Here is a 22,009-nt window from a genome sequence, read left to right on the forward strand (position 1 = left end):
AATCGCGCCTAATACGCTAGCATAACGTGCGGGCGCGGTTCCGGTACTGCACTGGATAGATACGAAAACGATGCATGACGTCATCTTATCAGAGCGCTTGTCCCCGTAAAAAGGGGTACGCGTTCACTGGCCCCACACCAGCAAGTATTCCAGGCGGCCGGTTACATCTTCCAATAAAGCAGCGCATTACTAGGTTTTTGTTTTTATGTTCAAGACAGGGAAAACTGGCACTCCCTCTTATCGCGACACGCTTCGGGTACATCGGACACATCACTTTTTGCGCAACGGCCTTGTGCTCGTGGCGCTGGGTCTGTTCGCGGGCGCCGCGGCGCTGGCCGTCGTGAAGCCGCCCGAAACGCCTCCCGTATATCAAGCCAGCCAAAATCTGGCTCTTCCCAATCCCTTCCCCCAGCCGTTGGGGGATTTTTCCGCCCCGTTCATCAGTGAAACGCAAATCCGCCGGGGCGACACCCTGGCGGCAATATTGCAGCGCCTTCGTGTACAAGAACGCGGTCTGCAGCCCTTCCTGGTCCAGAACAAAGACGCCCGTTCCATCTACAAGCTGTACCCTGGCCGCAGTGTCCAGGCCGCGCTGGATAAGGACGGCAACCTTGTCTGGCTGCGCTACAACCATACTCCCGGCGCCAACGAGAATGGCAAGTATGTATCGCGCTGGCTCGAGATCACGCCCGACGGCAAGGGCGGCTTTGCGGCCGCCGAGCAAAGCCAGGCGGCCAGGCAACAGATACGAATCGCCGAAAGCGAGATCAGCAGCTCGCTGTTCGCCGCCACCGATGCCGCCGACATCCCCGACGCCGTCACCATGCAGATTGCCGACATCCTGGGAAGCAAGATCGATTTCATACGCGATTTGCGCCGCGGCGACCGGTTCCGCATCGTTTATGAATCCTATTCGCACGATGGCCGGGAAATCGGTGTCGGCCGCGTCCTGGCGCTGGAATTCATCAATAACGCCAAGGCCTACGAGGCGGTATGGTTTGCGCCGGATACGGGCTCCTCGGGAAGCTATTACGATTTCGACGGCCGCAGCCTGAAGGGGGCCTTCCTGCGCACAGCGCTGAAGTTCTCGCGCATCAGTTCCACATTCGGCATGCGCAAGCATCCTGTGCACGGCGGCTGGCGCGGACATAAAGGCGTCGATTATGCGGCGCCCACCGGCACGCCCATCCACGCGACGGCCGATGGCATCGTCGAGTTCAAGGGCAAGCAGAACGGCTACGGAAACACCATCATCCTGAAGCACCATGGCAGCTACAGCACGCTGTACGCGCATCAAAGCCGATTTGCCGCGGGCCTGAAGAAAGGCGACTCGGTCAGCCAGGGCCAGCTTATCGGGTATGTCGGCTCCACCGGCTGGGCAACCGGACCGCACCTGCATTACGAATTCCGTGTCAACAAAAAGCCCATCGACCCCTTGTCGGTGGACCTGCCTGTAGCCCGCGTATTGGACAAATCGCAGCGCAAAGCCTTTGAGCACACTGTGGCGCAATACCAGGAACACATTCATTTCCTGACGACGCTCCAGGGCGAGGGCACGCAAGTGGCAAAACGCTAGCGCGTTTGCCACACGCCGCGCCCCATATGGCTAGCTCCCTTTTCATCGGCCTCATGTCCGGCACCAGCACCGATGGGGTGGACGGCGTGCTGGCCGATTTTTCGGCCACCGGCCGGCCCCGCAGCCTGGCTTCGATATCGCTGCCCATGCCGGCGGCCCTTCGCGAAGAATTCCTTGCCCTGAACCTGGTTGGCGAAAATGAACTGGCCCGGGCAGCGCTGGCCGGCAATGCCCTGGCGGAACTGTACGCGCAGGCCGTGCAGTCGCTGCTTGCACAGGCCGATGTGGACCCCGCAAAGGTTGGCGCCATCGGCGCGCACGGCCAGACGGTCCGGCATGATCCCGCCGCGGGCTACACCATACAGATCAATGCGCCAGCTGTGCTGGCCGAGCGTAGCGGCATAGCGGTCATTGCCGATTTTCGCAGCCGGGACATCGCGGCGGGCGGCCAGGGAGCGCCGCTGGTGCCGGCATTCCACCACGCCCTGTTCGGGGAAGCCGCGCCGCGAGCCGTCCTGAACCTGGGCGGCATTGCGAATGTGACCTTGCTGGATGCCGACGGCGGGATTCGCGGCTTCGACACAGGTCCGGCCAATGTCCTGATGGATTTGTGGGCTTACGCCAAAACCGGCCAGGCCTACGACATTGATGGCGCCTGGGCGGGGACCGGCCAGGCCAATGCCGGATTGCTGGATATGCTGATCCGCAGCGAGCCCTGGTTCGAAAGGGCGCCCCCAAAATCGACCGGGCGGGATATGTTCAACTGGGCCTGGCTGAGCCAGCGGATTACGGAATTCAGAGCGGGCTCCGCCGGGCCGGCCGATAACGATATACAAGCGACCTTGCAACAGCTGACCGCCGCAACGGTGGCGCAAGCTATCGTCCGGCACGCGCCAGAAACCAGGGAAGTTCTGGTTTGCGGCGGCGGTGCGCTAAACGGCGGATTGCTGCGTGACCTGCGCCATGCCCTGCCCTGCCCGGTTCGCCCCACCTCGGAGCTGGGCGTTCCGGTGCAAATGGTCGAGGCGCTGGCATTCGCCTGGCTGGCCTGGGCGCATGAACACAGCCGCCCGGCGGGCCTGCCTTCGGTCACCGGTGCGCGCGGCGCCCGGGTACTGGGATGCAAATACCCCGCCTGAAGCGGCATGCGCCAAGGCGGGGCATCTGGCAAAACAGATGGGCGGCAACCTCGCCGCCATCGTTCAAGGCGAGAACGACGAACCGCAACCGCAGGTGGAATTGGCGTTGGGATTGCGGATGACGAACTGCGCGCCCTCGAGATCGTCCTTGTAGTCGATTTCGGCGCCGACAAGGTATTGGAAGCTCATGGGGTCGACCAGCAGTTGCACACCTTCCTTGTCGATGGTGGTGTCGTCGTCGTTGGTGGTTTCATCGAAGGTGAAACCATACTGGAAGCCCGAGCAGCCGCCGCCCTGCACGAACACGCGCAGCTTCAGTTCGGGATTGCCTTCCTCGGCCAACAAGTCCTTGACTTTGGACGCGGCGGCATCTGTGAAGATCAGCGGCGAGGGCGGAGCCTGCAGATCGATGGATTCGGTATGGGTATTCATTAGGCACTCCTGGCAGCCCTGTAAGACTGCGCAAATCAAGAAACTACTATAACACTAGCGGACTACTCGGCCGCCGGCAGATTGATCCGGCGGGAAACCCGCAAGGTGCCGCCTTCAAGAATATTGAGCGTGACAGCCTGGGGCGTGAAACCTTCGGGGACGCTCAACAAGCCGCCGCTGCGCAAGAACTGGTCAAAACTCAGGTCAAGGCCGGTTACCTCGGGGGAGGCGGAATCGGCGCTGCCGGGGGCCAGGGCGGGATGCAAGGTAATTTTAACCGGTTTCCCCTGCTGAACCCCCGCGGCCACAAACTGCATCTGGCCTTTGAACGGCGTGTCGTCCTGGGCATTGCGCATGAGCAGCACCTTGTATTGCAAGGTGGGGCCCAATCGCTCGATATCAAGTGCCCTGATGCTGATGGCCCCCTTGGGGCCGGGAGGCAGCAACTGATCGAAAAATGCCAACTGATCGCGGGCTTGCCCCAATTCCGCCTGGGTCGCCTGCAAGGTGGTTTCCAGCCCTTTCCGGGTGCTTTCCTCCATGACCAAACGCCCCGTCAACGCGTCCAGTTGCGCCCGCGCCTGGGCGAGTTCGATACGATGGTCAGTCAGTTCCGCCTGGATTTGCTGCGCCTGGCTTTCGTTTTGCTGGTGGTTGACGCCCCCGGCCCAGTACAGGGCGCCAGCCGCGCCAAGCACCAAGCCCGCCAGCAACGCCGGCACCTCCAGGCTCAGGCCCTTTCGTTTATGCCCCACGGATACCGATGGGGACATGCCGGCCTGCTCGTCAGAGCCGGTGCCCGTTGTTTTTTCTTTCATAGCAGAACAGACCCGTTGCCGGGAATTCAGTTCCGGCGCAAGCGTGCGCAGATGTTACGGCAATACCGCCACCTGCGTAAGCCCGGCCGATTCCGGCAGGCCGAACATAAGATTCATGTTCTGCACGGCCTGACCGGAAGCGCCCTTGACCAGGTTGTCCTGGGCGACCAGGATCACCAGTTGGTCGCCGCCGCCCGGCCGGTGCAGGGCAATGCGCAGGTGATTGGAAGCGCGCACGGAGCGGGTTTCAGGCAGGCTGCCGGCCGGCATGACATCGACGAATTCCTCGGTGCCGTAGCGCTGCTCGTACAGCGCCTGGAAATCGGTATCCAACGCCTCGGGCAGAATGCGTGCATAAATTGTGGAGAACATCCCGCGTATCATGGGGACCAGATGGGGCACGAAAGTCAGTCCGACGGGCTGACCCGCCAGTATCTGCAGCTGTTCGGCGACCTCGGGATGGTGCCGGTGGCCGGCCACGCCGTATGCCTTGAAGTTGTCGCTGGCTTCGGAAAACAGCGTGCTGACCTCGGCCTTGCGGCCCGCACCCGAAACACCCGATTTGCAATCGGCAATGATGTGCGTGGTATCCACCAGTTTTCGTCCGCCCTCGAGCAAGGGAGCCAACCCCAACAGCATGGTGGTCGGATAGCAGCCCGGATTGCCCACGACTTGCGCACCGGCGATTTTCTGGCGATTGAGTTCGACCAGGCCATAGACCGACTGCTTGAGGATGTCGGGGCAGGCATGCGGCATTTTGTACCACTGCTGGAATACCTGGGTATCCTGCAAGCGGAAGTCGGCCGCCAGGTCGATGATGCGCACGCCGTGCTGGAGCAGATTCTGGGCTTGGCTCATGGCTACGCCATGGGGCGTGGCAAAGAAGACCACGTCGCATTGTTCCAGCCCGGCGGTCTCGGGGGTCTGGAAACGCAGGTCGACGCGGCCCCGCAAATTGGGGAACATATCGGCGACGGGCATGCCGTCTTCCTTGCGCGAGGTAATGGCGGTCAACTGGGCATTCGGATGCTGGGACAACAGGCGCAAAAGCTCTACGCCCGTATAGCCTGTACCGCCCACAATGCCGACCTTGATCCGTGGTGCTGCCGAAGTCATAACAATTCCCAAAAAACGATCATCAACATCATGATTATGCAACAAGCTTGCCCAAGAGGGTATGCCGCCAGCGACAAACTTGGCCGATAAAAGACAAAACCCCCAGCCATCGGCCGGGGGTTTTGTGTCGCAAGGCCCAAGGGCCCCGGAGTACAGCCGATTAACGCTTGCTGAACTGTTTGCGACGGCGTGCTTTGTGGAAGCCGACTTTTTTACGTTCGACTTCGCGGGCGTCGCGCGTGACGAAGCCGGCTTGCTTCAACGGCGACTTGAGCGTTTCGTCGTAGTCGATGAGCGCGCGGGTAATGCCGTGACGCACCGCGCCGGCCTGACCGCTTTCACCGCCACCATGAACGTTGATATGAAAATCGAACGATTCCAGGTGGTTGGTCAGTTCCAGAGGCTGACGTACGACCATGCGGCCGGTTTCACGAGCGAAGTACTCATCGACGGGCTTGCCGTTGACGACGATCTTGCCCGAACCCTTTTTCAAGAACACGCGAGCCACCGACGTTTTGCGGCGGCCTGTTCCATAGTTCCAATTACCGATCATGACCTATCCTTAGAATTCCAGCGGTTTGGGCTGCTGAGCAGAGTGCGGATGCTCGGCGCCGGCATAAACCTTGAGCTTCTTGGCCAGGGCGTAACCCAAAGGCCCCTTGGGCAGCATGCCCTTGACGGCTTTCTGGATGGCGCGGCCAGGAAAACGCTCTTGCATTTTCTGAAAGTTGGTCTCGGTGATACCACCTGGGTAAGTCGAGTGACGGTAGTATTTCTTGTCTTGCGACTTATTACCGGTAACAACGATCTCGGCTGCATTGATAATGACAATGTAATCGCCGGTGTCAACGTGGGGCGTGAATTCTGGCTTGTGCTTGCCGCGCAAACGACGTGCGACTTCGCTGGCCACACGACCGAGGACTTTGCCCTTGGCGTCAATCACGTACCAGTCACGTTTGACTTCATGCGGCTTGGCCACAAAGGTCTTCATGATGGTTCCTAAATATTCAAGATAAGCTCTGCGGACAATCCGCGAAAGAGCGTTTTTCCCTGGCGGATAAATGCGTTTTTCTGCATGATGTTTCTGCATAAAAGCATTTATTTATCTGTTAGCCAAATCCGCCAAAGCGTTGTGTTTCGCCCGTGCGGTTTATGCGTATAGCCAGAAAAGCTCATTATCTTAGCATATTTACAGATTTTTCTCTGAGTTTTCAATGGCCCTACGGGAACACGCCGCCTTTGGGCAGCAAAATAGCCACCCGTGGGTGGCTATTTTGCTGTTGCGCCGCCAGAGGCTATTTTTTCTGGCCGGCCAGGGCCAGGCCCAGGTAGTTGTCGTAGGAGCCTTCGGCCACACGGAACCAAGGCACTATGCCGTCACGGAAGGCCATGTAGTTATCGAAGATTTTCTTGAAGCCCGCGTTCTTGTCGCAGAATTCTTTGTAGACTTCGTTGGACGCCTTGAAAGAGGCATCCATGACGTCGCGCGGGAAGGCGCGGAGAACAGCGCCGCTGGCAATCAGGCGGCGCAGGGCGGCCGGATTGTGCGCATCGTAGTCGCCGATCATTTTGCCGCCGGCGGCGCGCGAAGCGATGTCGATGAGCGACTGGTATTGCTTGGGCAGTTCGTTGTAGGCCGTGTCATTGACATACAGCGAAACCTGAGCGGAACCTTCCCACCAGCCCGGATAGTAATAATACTTGGCCACTTTCTGGAAGCCGAGCTTTTCGTCGTCGACGGGACCCACGAATTCGACGGCATCCAGCGTGCCCTTTTCAAGCGAGGGATAGATATCGCCGGGGGGAATCTGCTGCGGCACCACGCCCATGCGCGACAGGACTTCGCCTGCGAACCCGGCGGTGCGCATCTTCAGGCCTTGAAGATCGGCAACCGATTTGATTTCCTTGCGGTACCAGCCGCCCATCTGCGTGCCGGTATTGCCCAGCGGGAAGTTGATGATGTGGCGCGGAGCAAAGAGCTCGCGCATCAGCTTCAGGCCGTCGCCTTCGTACATCCAGGAATACATCTGGCGCGCGTTCAGGCCAAACGGAACAGCGGTATCGAAGCAGAAGGAAGGATCTTTGCCGTAGTAATAATAGGAAGCCGTCTGGCCGCACTCGACCGTGCGATTGCTGACGGCATCCATGACGCCAAAGCCCGGTACGATTTCGCCGGCGGGATACAGGCGAATCGAGAAATTGCCGTCGGAGGCTTCTTCGACCATCTTGCAGAAGGTTGCCGCCGTTGAATAAAGAGGGGGAAGCGAAGGCCCATAGGTGGAAGTCATTTTCCAGCTAATTTTGGGGTTGCTTTGCGCAAATACCGGGGCGGCAACGGCGGCGGATCCTGCCACGGCCCCTAAACCTGCTTTCTTGAGAAATGAACGACGCTGCATTAAAAGCTCTCCTTTCGGCATTCGAATATTTTTACAGTAGCACTGCCAAGTGCAGATATTACACCGTGCAGCACACCTTGTAACGAGGTAATTCTTCGCGCCGGCGCCTACTGTCCCGCAATGGCCATTTGCTCGATCAACACCGAACCGGTCGTTTTCGAGCCGCGCGTAATGGCATCGGCGCCCACGGCGACGATCTGGCGGAACATATCGGCCAGGTTGCCGGCTATGGTCACTTCCTGCACGGCATGGCGGATCTCGCCATTCTCGACCCAGTAGCCGAATGCCCCTCGCGAATAGTCTCCGCTGACATAATTGACGCCCTGCCCGATCAATTCAGTGACCAGGAAGCCGGTGCCCATTTTTTTCAGCATGGCGGGGAAATCGTCATCGGGCCGGCCAAGGCGGGAGCGCAGGCCAAGGTTGTGCGAACCGCCGGCATTGCCGGTCGTTTGCATTTTCAGCTTGCGAGCCGTGTAGGTGGACAGGAAATAACCATTGAGCACGCCTGCCGTCACCAATTGACGGGCCGTGGTATGGACGCCCTCGCCGTCGAAAGGGGAGCTGCCCATGGCGCCGGGTACGTGCGGATCCTCGAAAACGTCCAGGTGGTCGGCCAACACCGGCTTGCCCAGGGAGTCCAGCAGGAAGCTGGCCTTGCGGTACAGGGCGCCACCGCTGGCGGCCTGTACCAGAGCGCCAAGCAGGCCGACCGCCACCGGGGCCTCGAACAGGACGGGAAACCGCCCCGTCTTGATGCGGCGCGCCGAAAGACGGGCCAAAGTGCGTTGGGCGGCGTAGCGCCCAACGGCTGTGGGGTCGGCCAGGTCGGCGGCGGCCCGCGCGGTGGAATACCAGTAGTCGCGCTGCATGTTCGCGCCGCGTCCGGCGATGGGCGCAACCGACAGGCTATGGCGCGAATAGGGATAGCCGCCCATGAACCCGCGGCTGTTGCCCAGCACGAAATGCCCTTCGTAGGTATCGACCGACGCGCCGTCGGTGTTGGTGATCAGCGGGCTGACCTCGCGCGATGCGGCCTCGGCCCGGATCGCCAGGGCGGTTGCGTCCTCGGCGGAGACATCCCAGGGATGGTGCAGCTTCAGATCGGGATAGTCGGCGGCCAGCAAATCGGCGTCGGGCAGGCCGGCGGCGGGGTCGGCCGCGGTATAGCGCGCAATGTGCCAAGCGGCCTCGACGGTTTCGCGCAAGGCCTGGGACGAAAAATCGGAGGTGGATGCCGAACCCCGGCGGGTGCCCGCGAAAACAGTGACGTCCAGCGACCTGTCGCGGGTTTGCTCAACGGTCTCAAGGTCTTGATTGCGCACGGAAACGGACAGGCCGCGGCTTTCGGAAACCTCGGCGGCGGCATCGGAAGCCCCCAGCGATTTGGCATGTTTCAGCGCATCGCCGACCAGTTCACGAAAGCGGCTCTGGTTTTCGGCGATGGGTAAATAGGAAGTGGGTTGATTGCTCATTGATGCTCTTTCAGTTTAGGCGGTTATGATAGCCAATTAAAGAATGTTTTTTTCATCTTTCATGCCAAATACTTCCATCGATACGCCGGAATCGTCCGATCATGGCTACGACCGCCCCAGCAAATCGCAGGTAAAGCGGGAAATGCTGGCGCTGCTTGACCTGGGCAAGCAACTGGTCGACTTGTCTCCCGACCAACTCAAGCAACTGCCCCTGGCGGAGAAACTCTACGACGCCGTGCGGCTGGCGCAGCGCACCACCAGCCGCGAAGGGCGCCGCCGCCAGATCCATTTCGTGGGCAAACTGATGCGCGATGCCGACGCAGACGCCATCCGCAGCCAACTGGATATCTGGGAAAACGGTTCACGCGAGCAAACGCTGGCCATGCACCGGTTGGAAACCCTGCGCGACCTGCTGCTGCGCGACGACGACGCCCTGACCCGTCTGCTTAACGACTATCCCCGCGCCGACGTGCAGCGGCTGCGCACTTTGATCCGGGAAGGACGCAAAGAGGCCCAGGCCAATGCGCAACTGCAAGCCGGCCAGGATCCTCAACGCAAACACTACCGGGCCTTGTTCCAGGCCCTTAAATCACTTGACGACACCACGGAGCAGGAATGAGCGCAACGCTGCTGGAAGCCATTGAAATAGAGACGGGACCCAACCCCGGCCATGCTGTCATCTGGATGCACGGCCTGGGCGCCGATGGCAACGATTTCGCGGCCATCGTGCCTGAGCTCAAATTGCGCGATGGCCTTGCCCTGCGCTTCGTGTTCCCGCACGCGCCGGTCCGGCCAGTGACCATCAACAATGGCATGTCCATGCGCGCCTGGTACGACATTTTCTTCCCCGATCTGGTGCGGCGCGAAGATGAAACGGGCCTGCGCGCATCCCAACAAGCCATCGAGGCCTTGATCGCACGCGAAAACGAACGCGGCATCCCGTCCGAGAACATCGTCCTGGCGGGCTTTTCGCAAGGCTGCGCCATGGCCTTGCAGACCGGCTTGCGCCAGGACCGGAAACTGGCCGGGTTGATGGGCCTTTCAGGCTATCTGCCCTTGGCCTCGACGGCGGCGTCGGAACGCCATCCGGCAAATCAGCACACACCCATATTTCTTGCACACGGCACGATGGATCCGGTCGTCGTCCTTCCGCGTGCGGAAGCATCGCACCAGGCGCTGCTTGACCTGGGCTACCCTGTCAGCTGGAAAACCTATCCCATGCAGCACTCCGTATGCCTGGAAGAGGTGGCGGATATCTCGGCCTTTCTGAACAAGGTATTGGTCTGATTGCCCGGCCTATCCGCAGCGTCGCTTTGCGGCATCCTGCCAGCATCGGCGAATCTTAGCGGCGACGCGTTTCACCCAGGTCGAGCCATACGCGCCGCATGCTGGGGTCGTCCTCGGCCGCGTCATTGCGAAAGCCCAGGTGGGTCATCAGACTGAGCATCGGGCGGTTCGTTGCCAGCACCAGGCCATCTATATAGGTCAGGCCCTGTTCCTGGGCGGCATCGATCAACCCGCCCATCAATTGGGCGCCGAGCCCGCGCCGCTGCCAGGCGTCGCCAATGACCAGGGCATACTCGGCGCCGCGGCCATCGGCATTGCGCAAGTAATGGGCGAAGCCGATGATCTGCTCCCGCGGATGCCCCCGGTGCTCCGGATTGGGCACCTGCACGGTGGCCACCAGCGCCAGTTCGCGGTCGTAGTCGATGCGCGTGTAGCGCGCGAGCATGCGCGGCGTCAGCTCGCGCAACATGGATACGAAACGCATGTACCGGGACTCGTCCGATAAGCCGCGCACGAATTCCTGCAAGGGCTCGGCGTCTTCGGGACGGATGGGGCGCAGCATCCAGGGTTGGCCGTCCTTGAATGTCCGGGCCTGCACCAGCCGGCGCGGATACGGGTGGATGGCCATGTGGCCATATCCGGTCGTCTCGGGCAGCACCAGCATGGATTCGCTGCTCAGCCTTATATGGACGGCGTGTGCGATCAAATGCATATCGCCGGCAAACAGCGGGTCGATCACCAGCGTTTCAAGTCCGGGCATTTCGCTGCAAAGCTGCGAAATGCGCTCCAGGGTGTCCAGCAGGGCTTCGAATGCGCCCGGCGTCATCTGGCGCGACAAGGCGCGATGCCATAAGCTGCTGCGCTGGACGAGCTTGCGCGCCAGGTAACGGTTCAGGGGCGGCAGTTCCACCGCGCGGTACGACGCGGAGATCAGGGCGTCCTGCCCGCCCGAGCCGAACATGATGTACGGACCGAACTTGCCATCGCGGTGAACGCGTATGGCCATGGGCAGGCTGTCGTCGGGCGGAGCGGCGCCCGGCGCTTCCCGCAGCGGCACATGGAAGCAATCCAGCAATTGCCTGGACTCCTGGGCGGTCAGGCTGTGGCGGCGCTCATTCTGGACGAGGCGTACAAGCTCACGCGCCTCGTCCAGCCGGGGGGGCTTGCCCAGCGGTTCCGGCGGCAAGGTCTGCTGAGACAAGGTCTGGTTGTAGTGATACGAACCCAGGATGCCGAAGGCGTTGGCGGCGGACTCAGGGGTACGGAATGCCGGCGTGCCCACGCTGTCCAGCACATGCCTCAAGGGCCGCATGCTGGCATCGCCCAGAAAGCACGTAATAATGGGCTTGCGCGCGTCGGGCGCCATGGCGGCCAACTGCCGCGCAACGCCCTGCAAGTCGGACAGGGGGTCGGGCGAGAGCAGCACCAGCACCCCATCCACGCCTTGATCCTCTGCCAGGATACCGGCAATGCGCTGGACTTTCCCCGGGGTAAGCGGCGCATAGGTGACCACCGGATTGCGGGCCGCCGCGCCCGGCTCGAGCAGTTCATTCAAGGCCTTGACGCTGGCCAGCGACAGTTCGGCCGGAAAGACCGATTCGTTGTCGCCCATGACGTCCAGCGCCAATTGCGCGGCGCCATTGCCATTGGAAAACAGGGCTATCTTGCGTCCCCGCGTGCGCCGCGCATGCACCAGCACCTTCAACGCCGAAAAAAGCTGGACGAAATAACGGATGCGGACAGCGCCGGCTCGCCGCAACAACGCATCGAACACCGCATCCTGCGCGGGCGAGTCGTCGCCCTTGCGACCCGCCTTGAGCACCACGACCGGCTTGACGCTGGCCGCCGCGCGCAAGGCGCTGGTAAAGCGCCGCGACGAGGAGGCCTCTTCAAGATACAGGGCAATGCTGTCGGTGCGCCGGTCCATCGCCAGGTAATCCAGGACGGCGGGGATATCGACGTCGGACTCGTCGCCCACCGATACCACGGCCGAGAAGCCAAGGCTGATGTCTTCGGCCCAATCGAGAACCGCCGCGGCAATGGAGCGCGACTGGGCAACCAGAGCAACCCGGCCGCCCAGGGCCATTTTGGGCTGCAGGCTAAGGTTCAATCCCAGATGAGGGCGCTGCACGCCAAAGGCGCGTGGGCCCAGTATGGTGCAGTCGTTCAGCGTCCCCCAGGACCGGCAATAAATCATGTCTTCGACGGGGTCCGCGGAAGGCTCGCCGTGCGGCAGCAGGACCAGGCTTCTGGGCCGGCAGGCTTTCAGCGTCAGCAAAACCTCGGGCAGCCGCTGCGGAGCGACGCATACCAGCGCTTGATCCAGCCGCAGCTCCGGCCCCACGCCGGCCAGCGCATCGGGTAAAACGACCGGCTTGCCCTGTTCCGTCTGGACGAAGGTCAGGGCGCTTTGCAGCCAGCGCGGCGTATCCCGGACCAGCGGCAGGGGCTCGTCGGCCAGCACGAGAATCGTGCGCGGTTCAAACAAGGCGGCCAGGTGGTGTCGCGGCATGCTAGGGCCTGCTTTCAACAAGAATTGATGTGTACTCTAAAATAGCGGATCGCTTCCATGCTTCCATATCCGATGCGTGCCGATCATCCTGCGCATTCTAAAGCCTAACGACTCACCATGACCACTTCCGCCACTTCTGTTGTCCGCACCCGATTCGCACCCTCTCCCACCGGCTACCTTCACCTGGGCGGGGCTCGCACAGCCTTGTTTTCCTGGGCCTTCGCACGCCACCACAAGGGCGTCTTCGTGCTGCGCATCGAGGACACCGACCTGGAGCGCTCCACTCCCGAAGCGGTGCAGGCCATTCTCGACAGCATGGAATGGCTGGGCATGCAGCCCGACGAGGGTCCGTTCTATCAGATGCAGCGCATGGACCGGTACCGCGAGGTAATCGCCAAGATGCTGGACGACGGCACGGCATACCATTGCTACAGCAGCCCCGAGGAAGTCGAAGCCATGCGCGAGAAAGCCCGGGCCGCTGGCCTGAAGCCTCGCTACGATGGTACCTGGCGGCCCGAAGCCGGCAAAACACTGCCGGCCCCGCCAGCCGGCCGCAAACCTGTGGTCCGCTTCAAGAACCCGCAAGAAGGCGCCACCGGCTGGAACGACCTGATCAAAGGTCCCATCAGTTTCGACAACAGCGAACTGGACGACCTGATCATCGCGCGGCCCGACGGCACGCCGACCTACAACTTCTGCGTGGTGGTCGACGACTGGGATATGAAGATCACGCATGTGCTGCGCGGCGACGATCACGTGAACAATACGCCGCGCCAAATCAATATCTTGCGCGCGCTGGGCGCCGCCCTGCCGGAGTACGGGCACGTGCCGATGATCCTGGGGCCGGACGGCGAGAAGCTCTCCAAGCGCCACGGCGCGGTCAATGTCATGGAGTACGACAAAGAGGGCTATCTGCCCGAAGCCATGATCAACTACCTGGCGCGGCTGGGCTGGAGCCATGGCAACGACGAACTTTTCACGCGCGAACAACTGGTCGAATGGTTCGACACGCGCAATCTGACGAAATCGGCCGCGCAATGGGACCCCAAGAAACTGAACTGGGTGAATGCGCATTACATCAAGCATTGCAGCGACGCCGAGCTGGCCGAAAGGGTCGCGCCGCGCATACGCGAACGCCAGGGCGATCCCGGCGCCGTGGATCTTGGCGCCGTCATGGGCCTGCTCAAGGATCGCGCGGAAACCTTGAATCAGCTGACAGACGGCGCCATGCTGTTTTGCGGCCCTTATACGCCTGTCAGCCCCGAACTGGCGGCCGAGCACCTGGACGATGCCGCGAAAACACTGCTGGCGGATTTCGCTGGAAAGGCGGCCGCCCTATCCGACTGGTCGACCGAGGCGCTGGATGCGCTGATCAAGGCCTTGCTGGCCGAACACGGCGTGAAAATGCCCAAGTTGGGCATCCCGCTGCGGCTGGCGGTCACGGGCCAGAAACAAACCCCGGCCATCGGCGCGGTGCTGTCCATACTGGGCCGCGAGCGGGTGCTTGAAAGACTGGCTGCGCTGTAGACGAGGCATATCCGGCGCTATCCGGCGGCCGGGTATGCCCACGGACGGGTTTGCCTGTCCTGCTGCTGAAATGCATCGATGCGCTGCCCGATTGCCAAGGTCTGCTGGATATCGTCCTGTCCCAGCAGCAAGGCCTGCCTTTGCGTCTCGGGGAAAGCAAAGGCGATGTCTCCCGTTGCCTCGGTAGAGATTATGCAGGTCCGCAAGTCGACTTTTACCAGGCTGCCGGACAGGGCCGACTTGGCCAGCGCGTCTATCTGGGCACGGTCCAGGGTAATCGGCAGCAGCCCGTTTTGCAGGCAGTTATTGAAGAATATATCGCCGTAGCTTTCCGCCACGATACAGCACAGGCCAAACTCCTCGAGCGCCCACACCGCCATTTCCCGGGAACTGCCACAGCCGAAATTGGCGCCGCTTATCAGTATGCCGGCGCGCCGGAACGGTTCCTTGTTCAACACGAAATCGGGGTTCTCCGTCGCGTCGGGCAGATAGCGCCATGCCTCGAAAGCCCAGGGCGCGAATTCGCCGCGCTTCAATTGCGCAATGCGTTCGATGCGGACGATCAGGTCGGTGTCGATGTTGTCGCGCATGAGCGGAGCCGCATGGGCTTCGCATACCGAAAATGCTTTCATGGCCTGTCCCCCATCATGGCCGGTGAGGCGATCCTGCCCATGACCGCGCTGGCCGCCGCAACAGCCGGACTGGCCAGATGAGTCAAGGCGCCGGGCCCTTGGCGGCCCACGAAATTCCTGTTCGATGTCGAGATGCACCGCTCGCCCGGCGCCACCATGTCGCCATTGGCTCCCACGCACATCGAACAGCCCGGTTCACGCCATTGGCAGCCGGCGTCCAGGAATATCCGGTGCAAGCCTTCGCTTTCGGCCTGCCGTTTCACTTGCAGCGATCCGGGCACGACCCAGGCCGTGACGCCCGCGGCGACATGCCTGCCGCTGAAGACCTTCGCCGCCTCCCGTAAATCGGACAGCCTGCTATTGGTGCAGGACCCGATGAAAACCCGGTCTATCCCGATCTGGTCGATACGCTGCCCCGGCCGTAAATTCATGTACTGCAATGCATCGGAAAACGCCTTGCGCCGCTTGGGATCGCTTTCCCCGTCCGGGTCCGGAACGATGGCGTCGATCGCCGCCACGTGTTCCGGACTGGTGCCCCAGGTGACTTGCGGGCCGACCTTCCCGATATCGAGCTCGATTTCCTTGTCGTATACCGCATCCGGTCCGGACGGCAAGCCCCGCCAGTACGCCACAGCCTGGTCGAACGCCTCTGCCTGGGGAGCGAACTCCCGTCCCTCGATATATTCGAAAGTGGTTTCATCCGGCGCGATCATGCCTATCTTGGCGCCCATTTCGATAGACAGATTACAGAGCGTCATGCGCGCTTCCATGCCCATGCCGCGTATCGCCGGGCCGGTAAACTCCACCGCATGGCCGGTGCCCGCCGACGCCCCCAGGGTCCCTATCACGTGCAGAATGAGGTCCTTGGCGGTGACCCCCGCCGCCAGCTCGCCCCGAAAGGCGATGCGCATGGTCCTGGGCCGTTGCTGGCGTATGGTCTGCGAGGCCAGAACGTGCACCAGTTCCGACGAACCGATGCCCCAGGCGATGGCGCCGAACGCGCCGTGGGTGCATGTATGGCTGTCCGCGCATACTATCGTCAACCCCGGCAAGGTCAAACCAAGCTCCGGACCGATAACGTGCACGATTCCCTTGCGCCCATCGTCGATATCGAAAAGCTTTATCCCCCTGCTGGCTGTCTCCTTCCGCATGGCCTCTATCATCGCGGTGCTCCATGACGCATCCCCCGCCCGGCTGCCCGGCTGGGTCGAGGTGACATGGTCCAGGGTAGCGAAGGTAAGCTCTGGATTGCGCACGGGAATTTGACGGCTCTCGAGCCTTTTGATGGCATCCACGCCGGTCAGTTCGTGCATCAGATGGCGATCCACGTGCAGCAGGCTGATGCCGCCCGGCAGGCTTGCCACCTGATGCGCGTTCCAGATCTTGTCGAAAAGAGTATGGCTCATGTCAATCGCCTTTCAGATCCCCGGTTGCATGGCGGCGCTCGAAAGCCCATACATCGTCAAAGCCGACCAGCTTGTGCAGTTGATCCATCGAATACGAAGGGACATTCATGTCCATGGTGTGTCCGTTTGCCTCCAGGTGCTTGTATCCGGCCGCCAGCGCCGCTGTCGCCACACCCATTCCCAGGGCGGGATAGATGGCGATATCGAAGCCCCATTCGCGCAAGGTCGCCGCCGGGATCTCGGGCGAACGCCCGGTGGGCACCATGTTCGCCAGCAGCCACCCATCGATCTCGCCGCCTATCCGGCGAAATTCCTCGGCGGATTCGGGCGATTCGACGAAGACAATGTCGGCTCCCGCCCTGGCGAAGGCCTGACCGCGCTTGATGGCTTCATCCAGCCCCAGGCTGGTGCGCGAGTCGGTGCGCACGAGAAGCAAGGTGTCATCGCTGCGCCGCGCCTCCACGGCCACCTCGATTTTTTTCAGCATCTCCGGCAAGGGGATGACTCTGCGGCTTGGCGTGTGGCCGCATTTTTTCGGCATTTCCTGGTCTTCGAACTGGATCGCCTGGACTCCGGCCGCCTCATAGCCGCGTATTGTGTGGCGCAGATTCAAAAGTCCTCCGAACCCTGTGTCGGCATCCGCGATCAGGGGCTTTCCCACGCCTTGCGCAATGACCGCCGCGCGCCCCACCATATCGGTGTAGGTGACCAGGCCGGCATCGGGCAGGCCAAGATAGGAGCCCGAGACGCCATATCCGGTCATGTACAGCGCCTTGAAATCGAGCTGGTCGGCGATAAGCGCGGAAAACATGTCGAATACGCCGGGCGCCGCCACGAATTCACCGGAGGCAAGAATATGCTTGAGTACTTTTTTGGTAGCCATTGTCGATCTCTAAGGTTGCGTTCCACGCCGTAGATGGCGATCCCACTGCAGCAAGCCGACGCTGACCGCCGTGGCAAATAAAAACAGCATCATGGCCAGCGCCATGATGGTCGGAGGATTGTTCCGGTCGATGGCCAGCATCAACAGGTGGCCGATACCTCGCTGCGATGCGAACATTTCGCCCAGCAGCGTCCCCAGCAGGGTCAGCGAGAATCCGATGCGCAAGCCGGCCACGATTTCGGGCACGGTGGCGGGGATCAGCACATGCAGCGCCCCCTGCCACGGCGTCAACCTGTGGGTGCGGATGGAGCGAAGGTAAACGGGACGGATATTGCGCACCGCCGTCATGGTGAAGATCACGATGGGGATGATGCCGTGGATCACTCCGAATGCGATCTTGGCCGACAAGCCCAGGCCGAACATCAGGAGAATGATCGGATACAGGGAGATTTTCGGTATCGAATACAAAGCGATCAGTATCGGCTCCATGACGTCGCCGGCCAGTCTGCGTACGCCCAGGATCAAGCCCAGGCTGGTGCCGGCCATCACTGCAATCAGCAGCGCGGTAAAAAACGCCTTGCTGGTTTCGATCAGGTGCTTGGAAAAATCGGGGTCCGCAATTTCACGCTGCAATTGCGTCAGCGTGCGCACGGGTCCGGGCAGCACCTCGATGCCCAGGCCCCAGCTTGCGCCCTGCCATAGAAGCAACATGCCCGCGATCAGCAGCAGCACGTCCAGCCACCGGTCCCGCGCCGCTCCACGAGGCTTGATGTCCGAGTTCATGTCGGCTCCTTCAAAACCCGGCGCTGATAGAGACGCTGCTCGGCGGCGTGCAGGATAAGGTTGAGCGTGCCCACGAAAACCAAAAGCAATAGCATCAGGCCATACATCGTCTGGTTGTCGAAGTTGTTATAGGCGAAGGCGATCTGATACCCGAAGCCCGTCCCGGACAACAGGAATTCCCCGCCGATGACCGCAATGAAGGAATACACGATGGAAAGCTTGATCCCGGTAAACACAAACGGAAGACTGGCGGGCAGCTTGATCAGCCAGATTTCCTGCATGCGTCCCATGCGCAGCATTCTCGCCGTGCGAAGCAGGACCCTGGGGATGCGCTCCAGGCCGTTAAGGGTGTTCACCGTCATGGCCACCACGGCGAACAGAAAACCCAGCATTATCAAAGGCCACCGGTTCAAGCCGAAAAGTACGATAAGCATGGGGTACAGAACGAAGATCGGCACTGCGTAGTACGAAAGCAGCAAAGGATCCAGCACGCGGCGCAAGCGCGGCAGCTTGTACAGCGCAAGGCCGAAAAAGAAGCCCGTGGACGTTGCCAGCAGTATCGCCAATGCCGCCGACGAAAGCGTCATGAGCATATCGTCCCGATAAGCCCCGTCCAAGAGCAGCTTCCAGGCGCTCAAGGCCATTTCGGACGGCGGAATGAAAGACACGGGATCTATCCACGCCTGGCGGCTGGCCAGTTCGAGCAGGGCAACGGCAAGGATGACGAACAGGCAGCGCAGAAGGACGACGCGATGCCGGCGCATGGCGGCCGCCGCGCTTGTACGCCGCGGCGCGGGAATGGTGATTGCCGCTCCGCTCATACCCGCAACCCCAATGCCTTGAGCGACTCGTTGCGCAGCATTCCCCATATTTGCGATTGCAAGGCGCCGTAGCGCGGGTCCATGGCGGTTTCGCTGCCACGTTCCCGGCCCCAGCCCGTCTCAACGATATCGATGAAGGTCCCCGGACGCGCCGACATGGTTCCTATTCGGTCGGAGAGCAATACGGCTTCATCGATGGAATGGGTGATGAGCATCACCGTGGAGCCTGTCTCGCGCCACAGCTTGAGCATTTCTTCGCCCATCAGCAAACGGGTCTGCTGGTCCAGCGCGCCAAACGGTTCGTCGAGCAGCATCAGGCGCGGACGAAGCACCATCGCCCGGGCAATGCACACACGCTGGCGCATGCCCCCGGACAACTGCGCTGGATAGGACTTGGCAAAACCAGCCAGGCCCATGAACGCCAGGGCATGATCCACCCGTTCCTTGACTTCGCTTTCCCGCAAGCCGTTGCGGCGAGCTCCGAAGGCGGCGTTGTCGAAGACGGTCAGCCATGGAAAACTGGCGTCCTCCTGAAACACCACGGCGACGCCTTCGGGGACCTGCCCCCTGACCTCGGCGCCTTCGAAGTGGATATGGCCTTCGGTGGGCGAGCTCAAGCCCGCCACAAGATCCAGCAGCGTCGACTTGCCGCAGCCGGACGGCCCCACGACGGAGAAAAACTCGCCTTGCCGCAGGTCGAACGTGACAGGACCCAAGGCATGGACCGGCGCGCCGTCAAGCACGGCAAAGGTTTTCGTCGCGCCGGTGACCGCGACATGGGTCGTACCGCACAGAGCAGGCTCCGCCACAGCGGGATTCGTATCCAGGGAAAGCATGGCCGGACTCTTATTTGCTGCGTTGATCGGCGGGCAGCAGGCTTTCATCCACAATCGCCGTCCAATCGAACGGCCCTGCTTCAATCGCCTTCACCAGGACCAGACCCTTGAGCATGCCGTCCATGCCTTCGTAATCGAATTTTCCGGCGCTCCAGTAAGTGCCTTTCGAGGCCAGGATGTCATTGATCGCCGATTTGGTGATCTTCGGATCCATCTTGTATTGCCTGGCCAGGATATCGCCGGCCTCATCCGGATGCTTCAACAGGTAGTCGACCCCTTTACGGCGCCCTTCGATAATGGACTTGATGATTTCCGGGTTCTTCTTCAAGTAATCGCTGCGGACGATGCCCACGGTCTGGGTCATCCGGGGAATTTCGTCTTGCGACTTGAATACGATCTTGATGTTGTCCTTTTCCCGGCTCAGCACCGGCTCTGTCATGTAGATGACGTCGACGCCGCCTTCGCGCAGGGCGGTATACGCCGAACTAAGGCTGCCAACGGTCTTGCGCTCGACGCTGTCCAGCAAGCCTCGATTGCTCAAGGCAATGGTCGACACCATGTCGGTTACCGATTTGGGGCTGCTATAGCCCAGGCGCTTGCCTTTCAGGTCTTCGATCGACGACATGGGGGAGTCTTTCATGGCCACCCAGACGTTATCCGCCAGGCTGACGACGCCGCCGTGGACGATGGTCAGCTTCACTCCTTGCTTGATGGCCGCAATGGCCGCGGACAAGGCGACCTCGCCATAAGGAATATCGGATGCCAGCGCATTACGCACGGTGGTTCCGCCGCCTTGCGAAGTGATGAATCCGGTGACGTCGATTCCCGCATCCTTGAAAAAGCCTTTTTCCAGCGCAACGGCGAACGGTGCGCCGTACATTCCGTCCGCCCAATGGGTAACCGTAAGGTTAACGGCGCCGGCTTGGCCGCCGGCCAGCAAACCAGCAAAAAGCAGACTGTTTGCCGCCAACTTCAATAGAGGCTTGAATCTCATGTTTGTCTCCTAAGATATAGGTGTAATATATTTTTGTCCTACACTTTTAGATTAAACTATATCCTTATATTTGTCATCATCCTGTTTTAACAATGCAAAACAAAATGAAACCCTCCGGTATCGGCGCGGCAGAGACTGTCCTTCGCAGCGGCGACACCGTCGAGCGTGTCGCCGCCATCCTGAAGGAGCAGATCCTGGAAGGCAGCCTGGCCCCGGGCCAGCGCCTTATCTCAAGGGACCTGATTGAGGAATTGGGCATCAGCCGCGGCCCGCTGCGCGAGGCATTCCGGCGATTGGCCGCCGACAGGTTGATAGAACTGATTCCAAATCGCGGAGCCGTCGTCCGCCGGCTATCGCGCACCGAAATCATCCATCTGTTCCAGATACGCGAAGCGCTGGAGGGCCAGGCGGCGCGCCTGGCGGCACAGCGTATCGACCTTGGCGATAACCGGGCTCGCTTCAGCGCCATTGTGAAGCAGGGCCGGTATCACAAAGACAAGCTGGTCATGCAGTCATTCATCGAGCACAACCGGGAATTCCATCAAGCCATTGTCAAAATGAGCGACAACGCGGAACTGGCCGAATTGATCGACAGGTATCAATTGGCCGTTTTCATGACCTTGCTGCGCCAAGCAGTGGGAACCGAGCAGATCATCAGGGATTCGATAGAGCAGCACGAGGCCATCGCGGCGGCGATTCTGGCCGGCGATCCCGACCAGGCCTACGCCGCCATGCGGCATCATTTATGGCACTCGGCCAACGGCATGCTGGAGCGCGACGAGCTTAAATCGGCTAATGCGATCCGCGGCAAGGGAACATCGCCCAGCAATGCGCGCCGGGCGGCGGGCTAGAACGGCAGCCGATACCCCGGCGACATGCGCCGGGCCTTGATGGCGGATCCATCCGCATGGCGCATGGCAAGCGAATTGCCGCTTAGCGATGAGACCACGTAGCGATTGGTGTAGATGGGGTCGCTGGTATCGATGGGCATGCCATTGGACTGCAGCGTCTGCAAGACCAGGGCTTGACCGTCCCGCTTCCAGCATCCCGTCTCGGAGAGGCCTTGCGACGGCTTGCTGCCGCGCTTGAGCTGCTCGGTATACGCCATGGTGCCGTCCGGATGCAGGGTAAACAGGGTGCGCAATTCGCCCGCGACACCCTTTTCCTTGCGCACGCTTAGCCAATTTCCGGTCAGCGCATCGTCCTGGGCTGGCGCCTGGCATGTGGGCTGCGGCTTTTCCACGGGCGGCGGCTTGCTGGGTGCCGCGCACGCGGCAAGCAGCGCCGCCGCAAACAGGCCCGCGAATATCGCGCGCCGGCGAAACAAAAGTTCAAACATGTAGCCGTCCTTGCAAAACCACAAGCTGCGTGGGGTA

Annotated in this window: 22 protein-coding genes; 6 read left to right on the forward strand and 16 right to left on the reverse strand. The window is 61.2% G+C overall.

Going from position 1 to position 22,009, the window contains the following annotated elements; genetic code table 11:
- The first annotated feature begins 205 nt into the window (after nucleotides 1–205).
- Together V0R37_RS09020 and V0R37_RS09025 are read left to right on the forward strand one after the other, a co-directional pair.
- Nucleotides 206–1,576, forward strand: coding sequence for a M23 family metallopeptidase (locus V0R37_RS09020; protein ID WP_420374215.1), 1,371 nt, complete (start codon nucleotides 206–208; stop codon nucleotides 1,574–1,576).
- A 26-nt stretch (nucleotides 1,577–1,602) separates the two neighbouring features.
- On the forward strand, nucleotides 1,603–2,715 hold the full coding sequence (locus tag V0R37_RS09025) for an anhydro-N-acetylmuramic acid kinase (protein WP_420374216.1): 1,113 nt from the start codon (nucleotides 1,603–1,605) through the stop codon (nucleotides 2,713–2,715).
- Nucleotides 2,716–2,778: 63 nt separating this feature from the next.
- Here the strand turns inward: V0R37_RS09025 and erpA are convergent, their stop codons facing one another.
- The 7 genes from erpA to pmbA all read right to left on the reverse strand — a co-directional run bounded on the left by erpA (nucleotide 2,779) and on the right by pmbA (nucleotide 8,952).
- Entirely contained in the window at nucleotides 2,779–3,147 is a 369-nt protein-coding gene (gene erpA / locus V0R37_RS09030; RefSeq protein WP_420374217.1) for an iron-sulfur cluster insertion protein ErpA, read from the reverse strand.
- A gap of 62 nt (nucleotides 3,148–3,209) precedes the next feature.
- Nucleotides 3,210–3,965, reverse strand: a complete 756-nt coding sequence (locus V0R37_RS09035) for a DUF6776 family protein (protein ID WP_420374218.1) — start codon at nucleotides 3,963–3,965, stop codon at nucleotides 3,210–3,212.
- A gap of 54 nt (nucleotides 3,966–4,019) precedes the next feature.
- Entirely contained in the window at nucleotides 4,020–5,081 is a 1,062-nt protein-coding gene (gene argC, locus V0R37_RS09040; RefSeq protein WP_420374219.1) for an N-acetyl-gamma-glutamyl-phosphate reductase, read from the reverse strand.
- 160 nt (nucleotides 5,082–5,241) lie between these two features.
- Nucleotides 5,242–5,634: a 30S ribosomal protein S9 gene (gene rpsI / locus V0R37_RS09045; RefSeq protein WP_130038746.1), complete on the reverse strand. Its 393-nt coding sequence runs from the start codon at nucleotides 5,632–5,634 to the stop codon at nucleotides 5,242–5,244.
- Between the two features lie 9 nt (nucleotides 5,635–5,643).
- Nucleotides 5,644–6,072, reverse strand: a complete 429-nt coding sequence (rplM, locus tag V0R37_RS09050; RefSeq protein ID WP_420374220.1) for a 50S ribosomal protein L13 — start codon at nucleotides 6,070–6,072, stop codon at nucleotides 5,644–5,646.
- A gap of 304 nt (nucleotides 6,073–6,376) precedes the next feature.
- Nucleotides 6,377–7,477: a TRAP transporter substrate-binding protein gene (locus tag V0R37_RS09055; RefSeq protein ID WP_420374221.1), complete on the reverse strand. Its 1,101-nt coding sequence runs from the start codon at nucleotides 7,475–7,477 to the stop codon at nucleotides 6,377–6,379.
- 107 nt (nucleotides 7,478–7,584) lie between these two features.
- Complete coding sequence (pmbA, locus tag V0R37_RS09060; RefSeq protein WP_420374222.1) at nucleotides 7,585–8,952, reverse strand: metalloprotease PmbA; 1,368 nt, start codon at nucleotides 8,950–8,952, stop codon at nucleotides 7,585–7,587.
- A 61-nt stretch (nucleotides 8,953–9,013) separates the two neighbouring features.
- Here pmbA and yjgA point away from each other — a divergent pair, with 61 nt between their 5' ends.
- Both yjgA and V0R37_RS09070 read left to right on the forward strand, forming a co-directional pair.
- Nucleotides 9,014–9,571 (forward strand): ribosome biogenesis factor YjgA, encoded by a 558-nt coding sequence (gene yjgA / locus V0R37_RS09065; RefSeq protein ID WP_420374223.1) that lies wholly within the window; start codon nucleotides 9,014–9,016, stop codon nucleotides 9,569–9,571.
- Complete coding sequence (locus V0R37_RS09070; RefSeq protein ID WP_420374224.1) at nucleotides 9,568–10,239, forward strand: alpha/beta hydrolase; 672 nt, start codon at nucleotides 9,568–9,570, stop codon at nucleotides 10,237–10,239. Before yjgA ends, V0R37_RS09070 begins: the two co-directional genes overlap by 4 nt.
- Nucleotides 10,240–10,294: 55 nt before the next feature.
- Here the strand turns inward: V0R37_RS09070 and V0R37_RS09075 are convergent, their stop codons facing one another.
- Complete coding sequence (locus V0R37_RS09075) at nucleotides 10,295–12,751, reverse strand: bifunctional acetate--CoA ligase family protein/GNAT family N-acetyltransferase (protein WP_420374225.1); 2,457 nt, start codon at nucleotides 12,749–12,751, stop codon at nucleotides 10,295–10,297.
- A gap of 117 nt (nucleotides 12,752–12,868) precedes the next feature.
- On the opposite strand from V0R37_RS09075, the gene gltX reads away from it, so the two are divergent.
- The gene (gltX, locus tag V0R37_RS09080) at nucleotides 12,869–14,278 is read left to right on the forward strand and encodes a glutamate--tRNA ligase (RefSeq protein WP_420374226.1); all 1,410 of its coding nucleotides are present in this window, start codon (nucleotides 12,869–12,871) and stop codon (nucleotides 14,276–14,278) included.
- A 17-nt stretch (nucleotides 14,279–14,295) separates the two neighbouring features.
- Here the strand turns inward: gltX and leuD are convergent, their stop codons facing one another.
- From leuD to V0R37_RS09115, 7 genes are read right to left on the reverse strand one after another with little or no spacing between them, the layout of a single operon-like run.
- Nucleotides 14,296–14,910 (reverse strand): 3-isopropylmalate dehydratase small subunit, encoded by a 615-nt coding sequence (gene leuD, locus V0R37_RS09085; RefSeq protein WP_420374227.1) that lies wholly within the window; start codon nucleotides 14,908–14,910, stop codon nucleotides 14,296–14,298.
- Nucleotides 14,907–16,316, reverse strand: coding sequence for a 3-isopropylmalate dehydratase large subunit (leuC, locus tag V0R37_RS09090; RefSeq protein WP_420374228.1), 1,410 nt, complete (start codon nucleotides 16,314–16,316; stop codon nucleotides 14,907–14,909). The genes leuD and leuC overlap by 4 nt, the downstream gene beginning before the upstream one ends.
- Before the next feature lies 1 nt (nucleotide 16,317).
- Nucleotides 16,318–17,199: an isocitrate lyase/PEP mutase family protein gene (locus V0R37_RS09095; RefSeq protein ID WP_420374229.1), complete on the reverse strand. Its 882-nt coding sequence runs from the start codon at nucleotides 17,197–17,199 to the stop codon at nucleotides 16,318–16,320.
- 9 nt (nucleotides 17,200–17,208) lie between these two features.
- Nucleotides 17,209–17,982 (reverse strand): ABC transporter permease, encoded by a 774-nt coding sequence (locus tag V0R37_RS09100; protein WP_420374230.1) that lies wholly within the window; start codon nucleotides 17,980–17,982, stop codon nucleotides 17,209–17,211.
- Nucleotides 17,979–18,803, reverse strand: a complete 825-nt coding sequence (locus V0R37_RS09105; RefSeq protein ID WP_420374231.1) for an ABC transporter permease — start codon at nucleotides 18,801–18,803, stop codon at nucleotides 17,979–17,981. The genes V0R37_RS09100 and V0R37_RS09105 overlap by 4 nt, the downstream gene beginning before the upstream one ends.
- Nucleotides 18,800–19,639 carry an ABC transporter ATP-binding protein gene (locus V0R37_RS09110; RefSeq protein WP_420374232.1) on the reverse strand — a complete coding sequence of 280 codons (840 nt, stop codon included), beginning with the start codon at nucleotides 19,637–19,639 and terminating at the stop codon, nucleotides 18,800–18,802. The genes V0R37_RS09105 and V0R37_RS09110 overlap by 4 nt, the downstream gene beginning before the upstream one ends.
- Nucleotides 19,640–19,649: 10 nt before the next feature.
- Nucleotides 19,650–20,633, reverse strand: a complete 984-nt coding sequence (locus tag V0R37_RS09115; RefSeq protein WP_420374233.1) for an ABC transporter substrate-binding protein — start codon at nucleotides 20,631–20,633, stop codon at nucleotides 19,650–19,652.
- 104 nt (nucleotides 20,634–20,737) lie between these two features.
- Here V0R37_RS09115 and V0R37_RS09120 point away from each other — a divergent pair, with 104 nt between their 5' ends.
- On the forward strand, nucleotides 20,738–21,484 hold the full coding sequence (locus V0R37_RS09120; RefSeq protein WP_420374234.1) for a GntR family transcriptional regulator: 747 nt from the start codon (nucleotides 20,738–20,740) through the stop codon (nucleotides 21,482–21,484).
- Here V0R37_RS09120 and V0R37_RS09125 read toward each other — a convergent pair.
- Nucleotides 21,481–21,972 carry a hypothetical protein gene (locus tag V0R37_RS09125; RefSeq protein ID WP_420374235.1) on the reverse strand — a complete coding sequence of 164 codons (492 nt, stop codon included), beginning with the start codon at nucleotides 21,970–21,972 and terminating at the stop codon, nucleotides 21,481–21,483. The two genes, V0R37_RS09120 and V0R37_RS09125, sit on opposite strands and share 4 nt — an antisense overlap.
- Between the last annotated feature and the right edge of the window lie 37 nt (nucleotides 21,973–22,009).

Source organism: Pollutimonas rozaliensis (genome assembly GCF_048751585.1).
Classification (GTDB): domain Bacteria; phylum Pseudomonadota; class Gammaproteobacteria; order Burkholderiales; family Burkholderiaceae_B.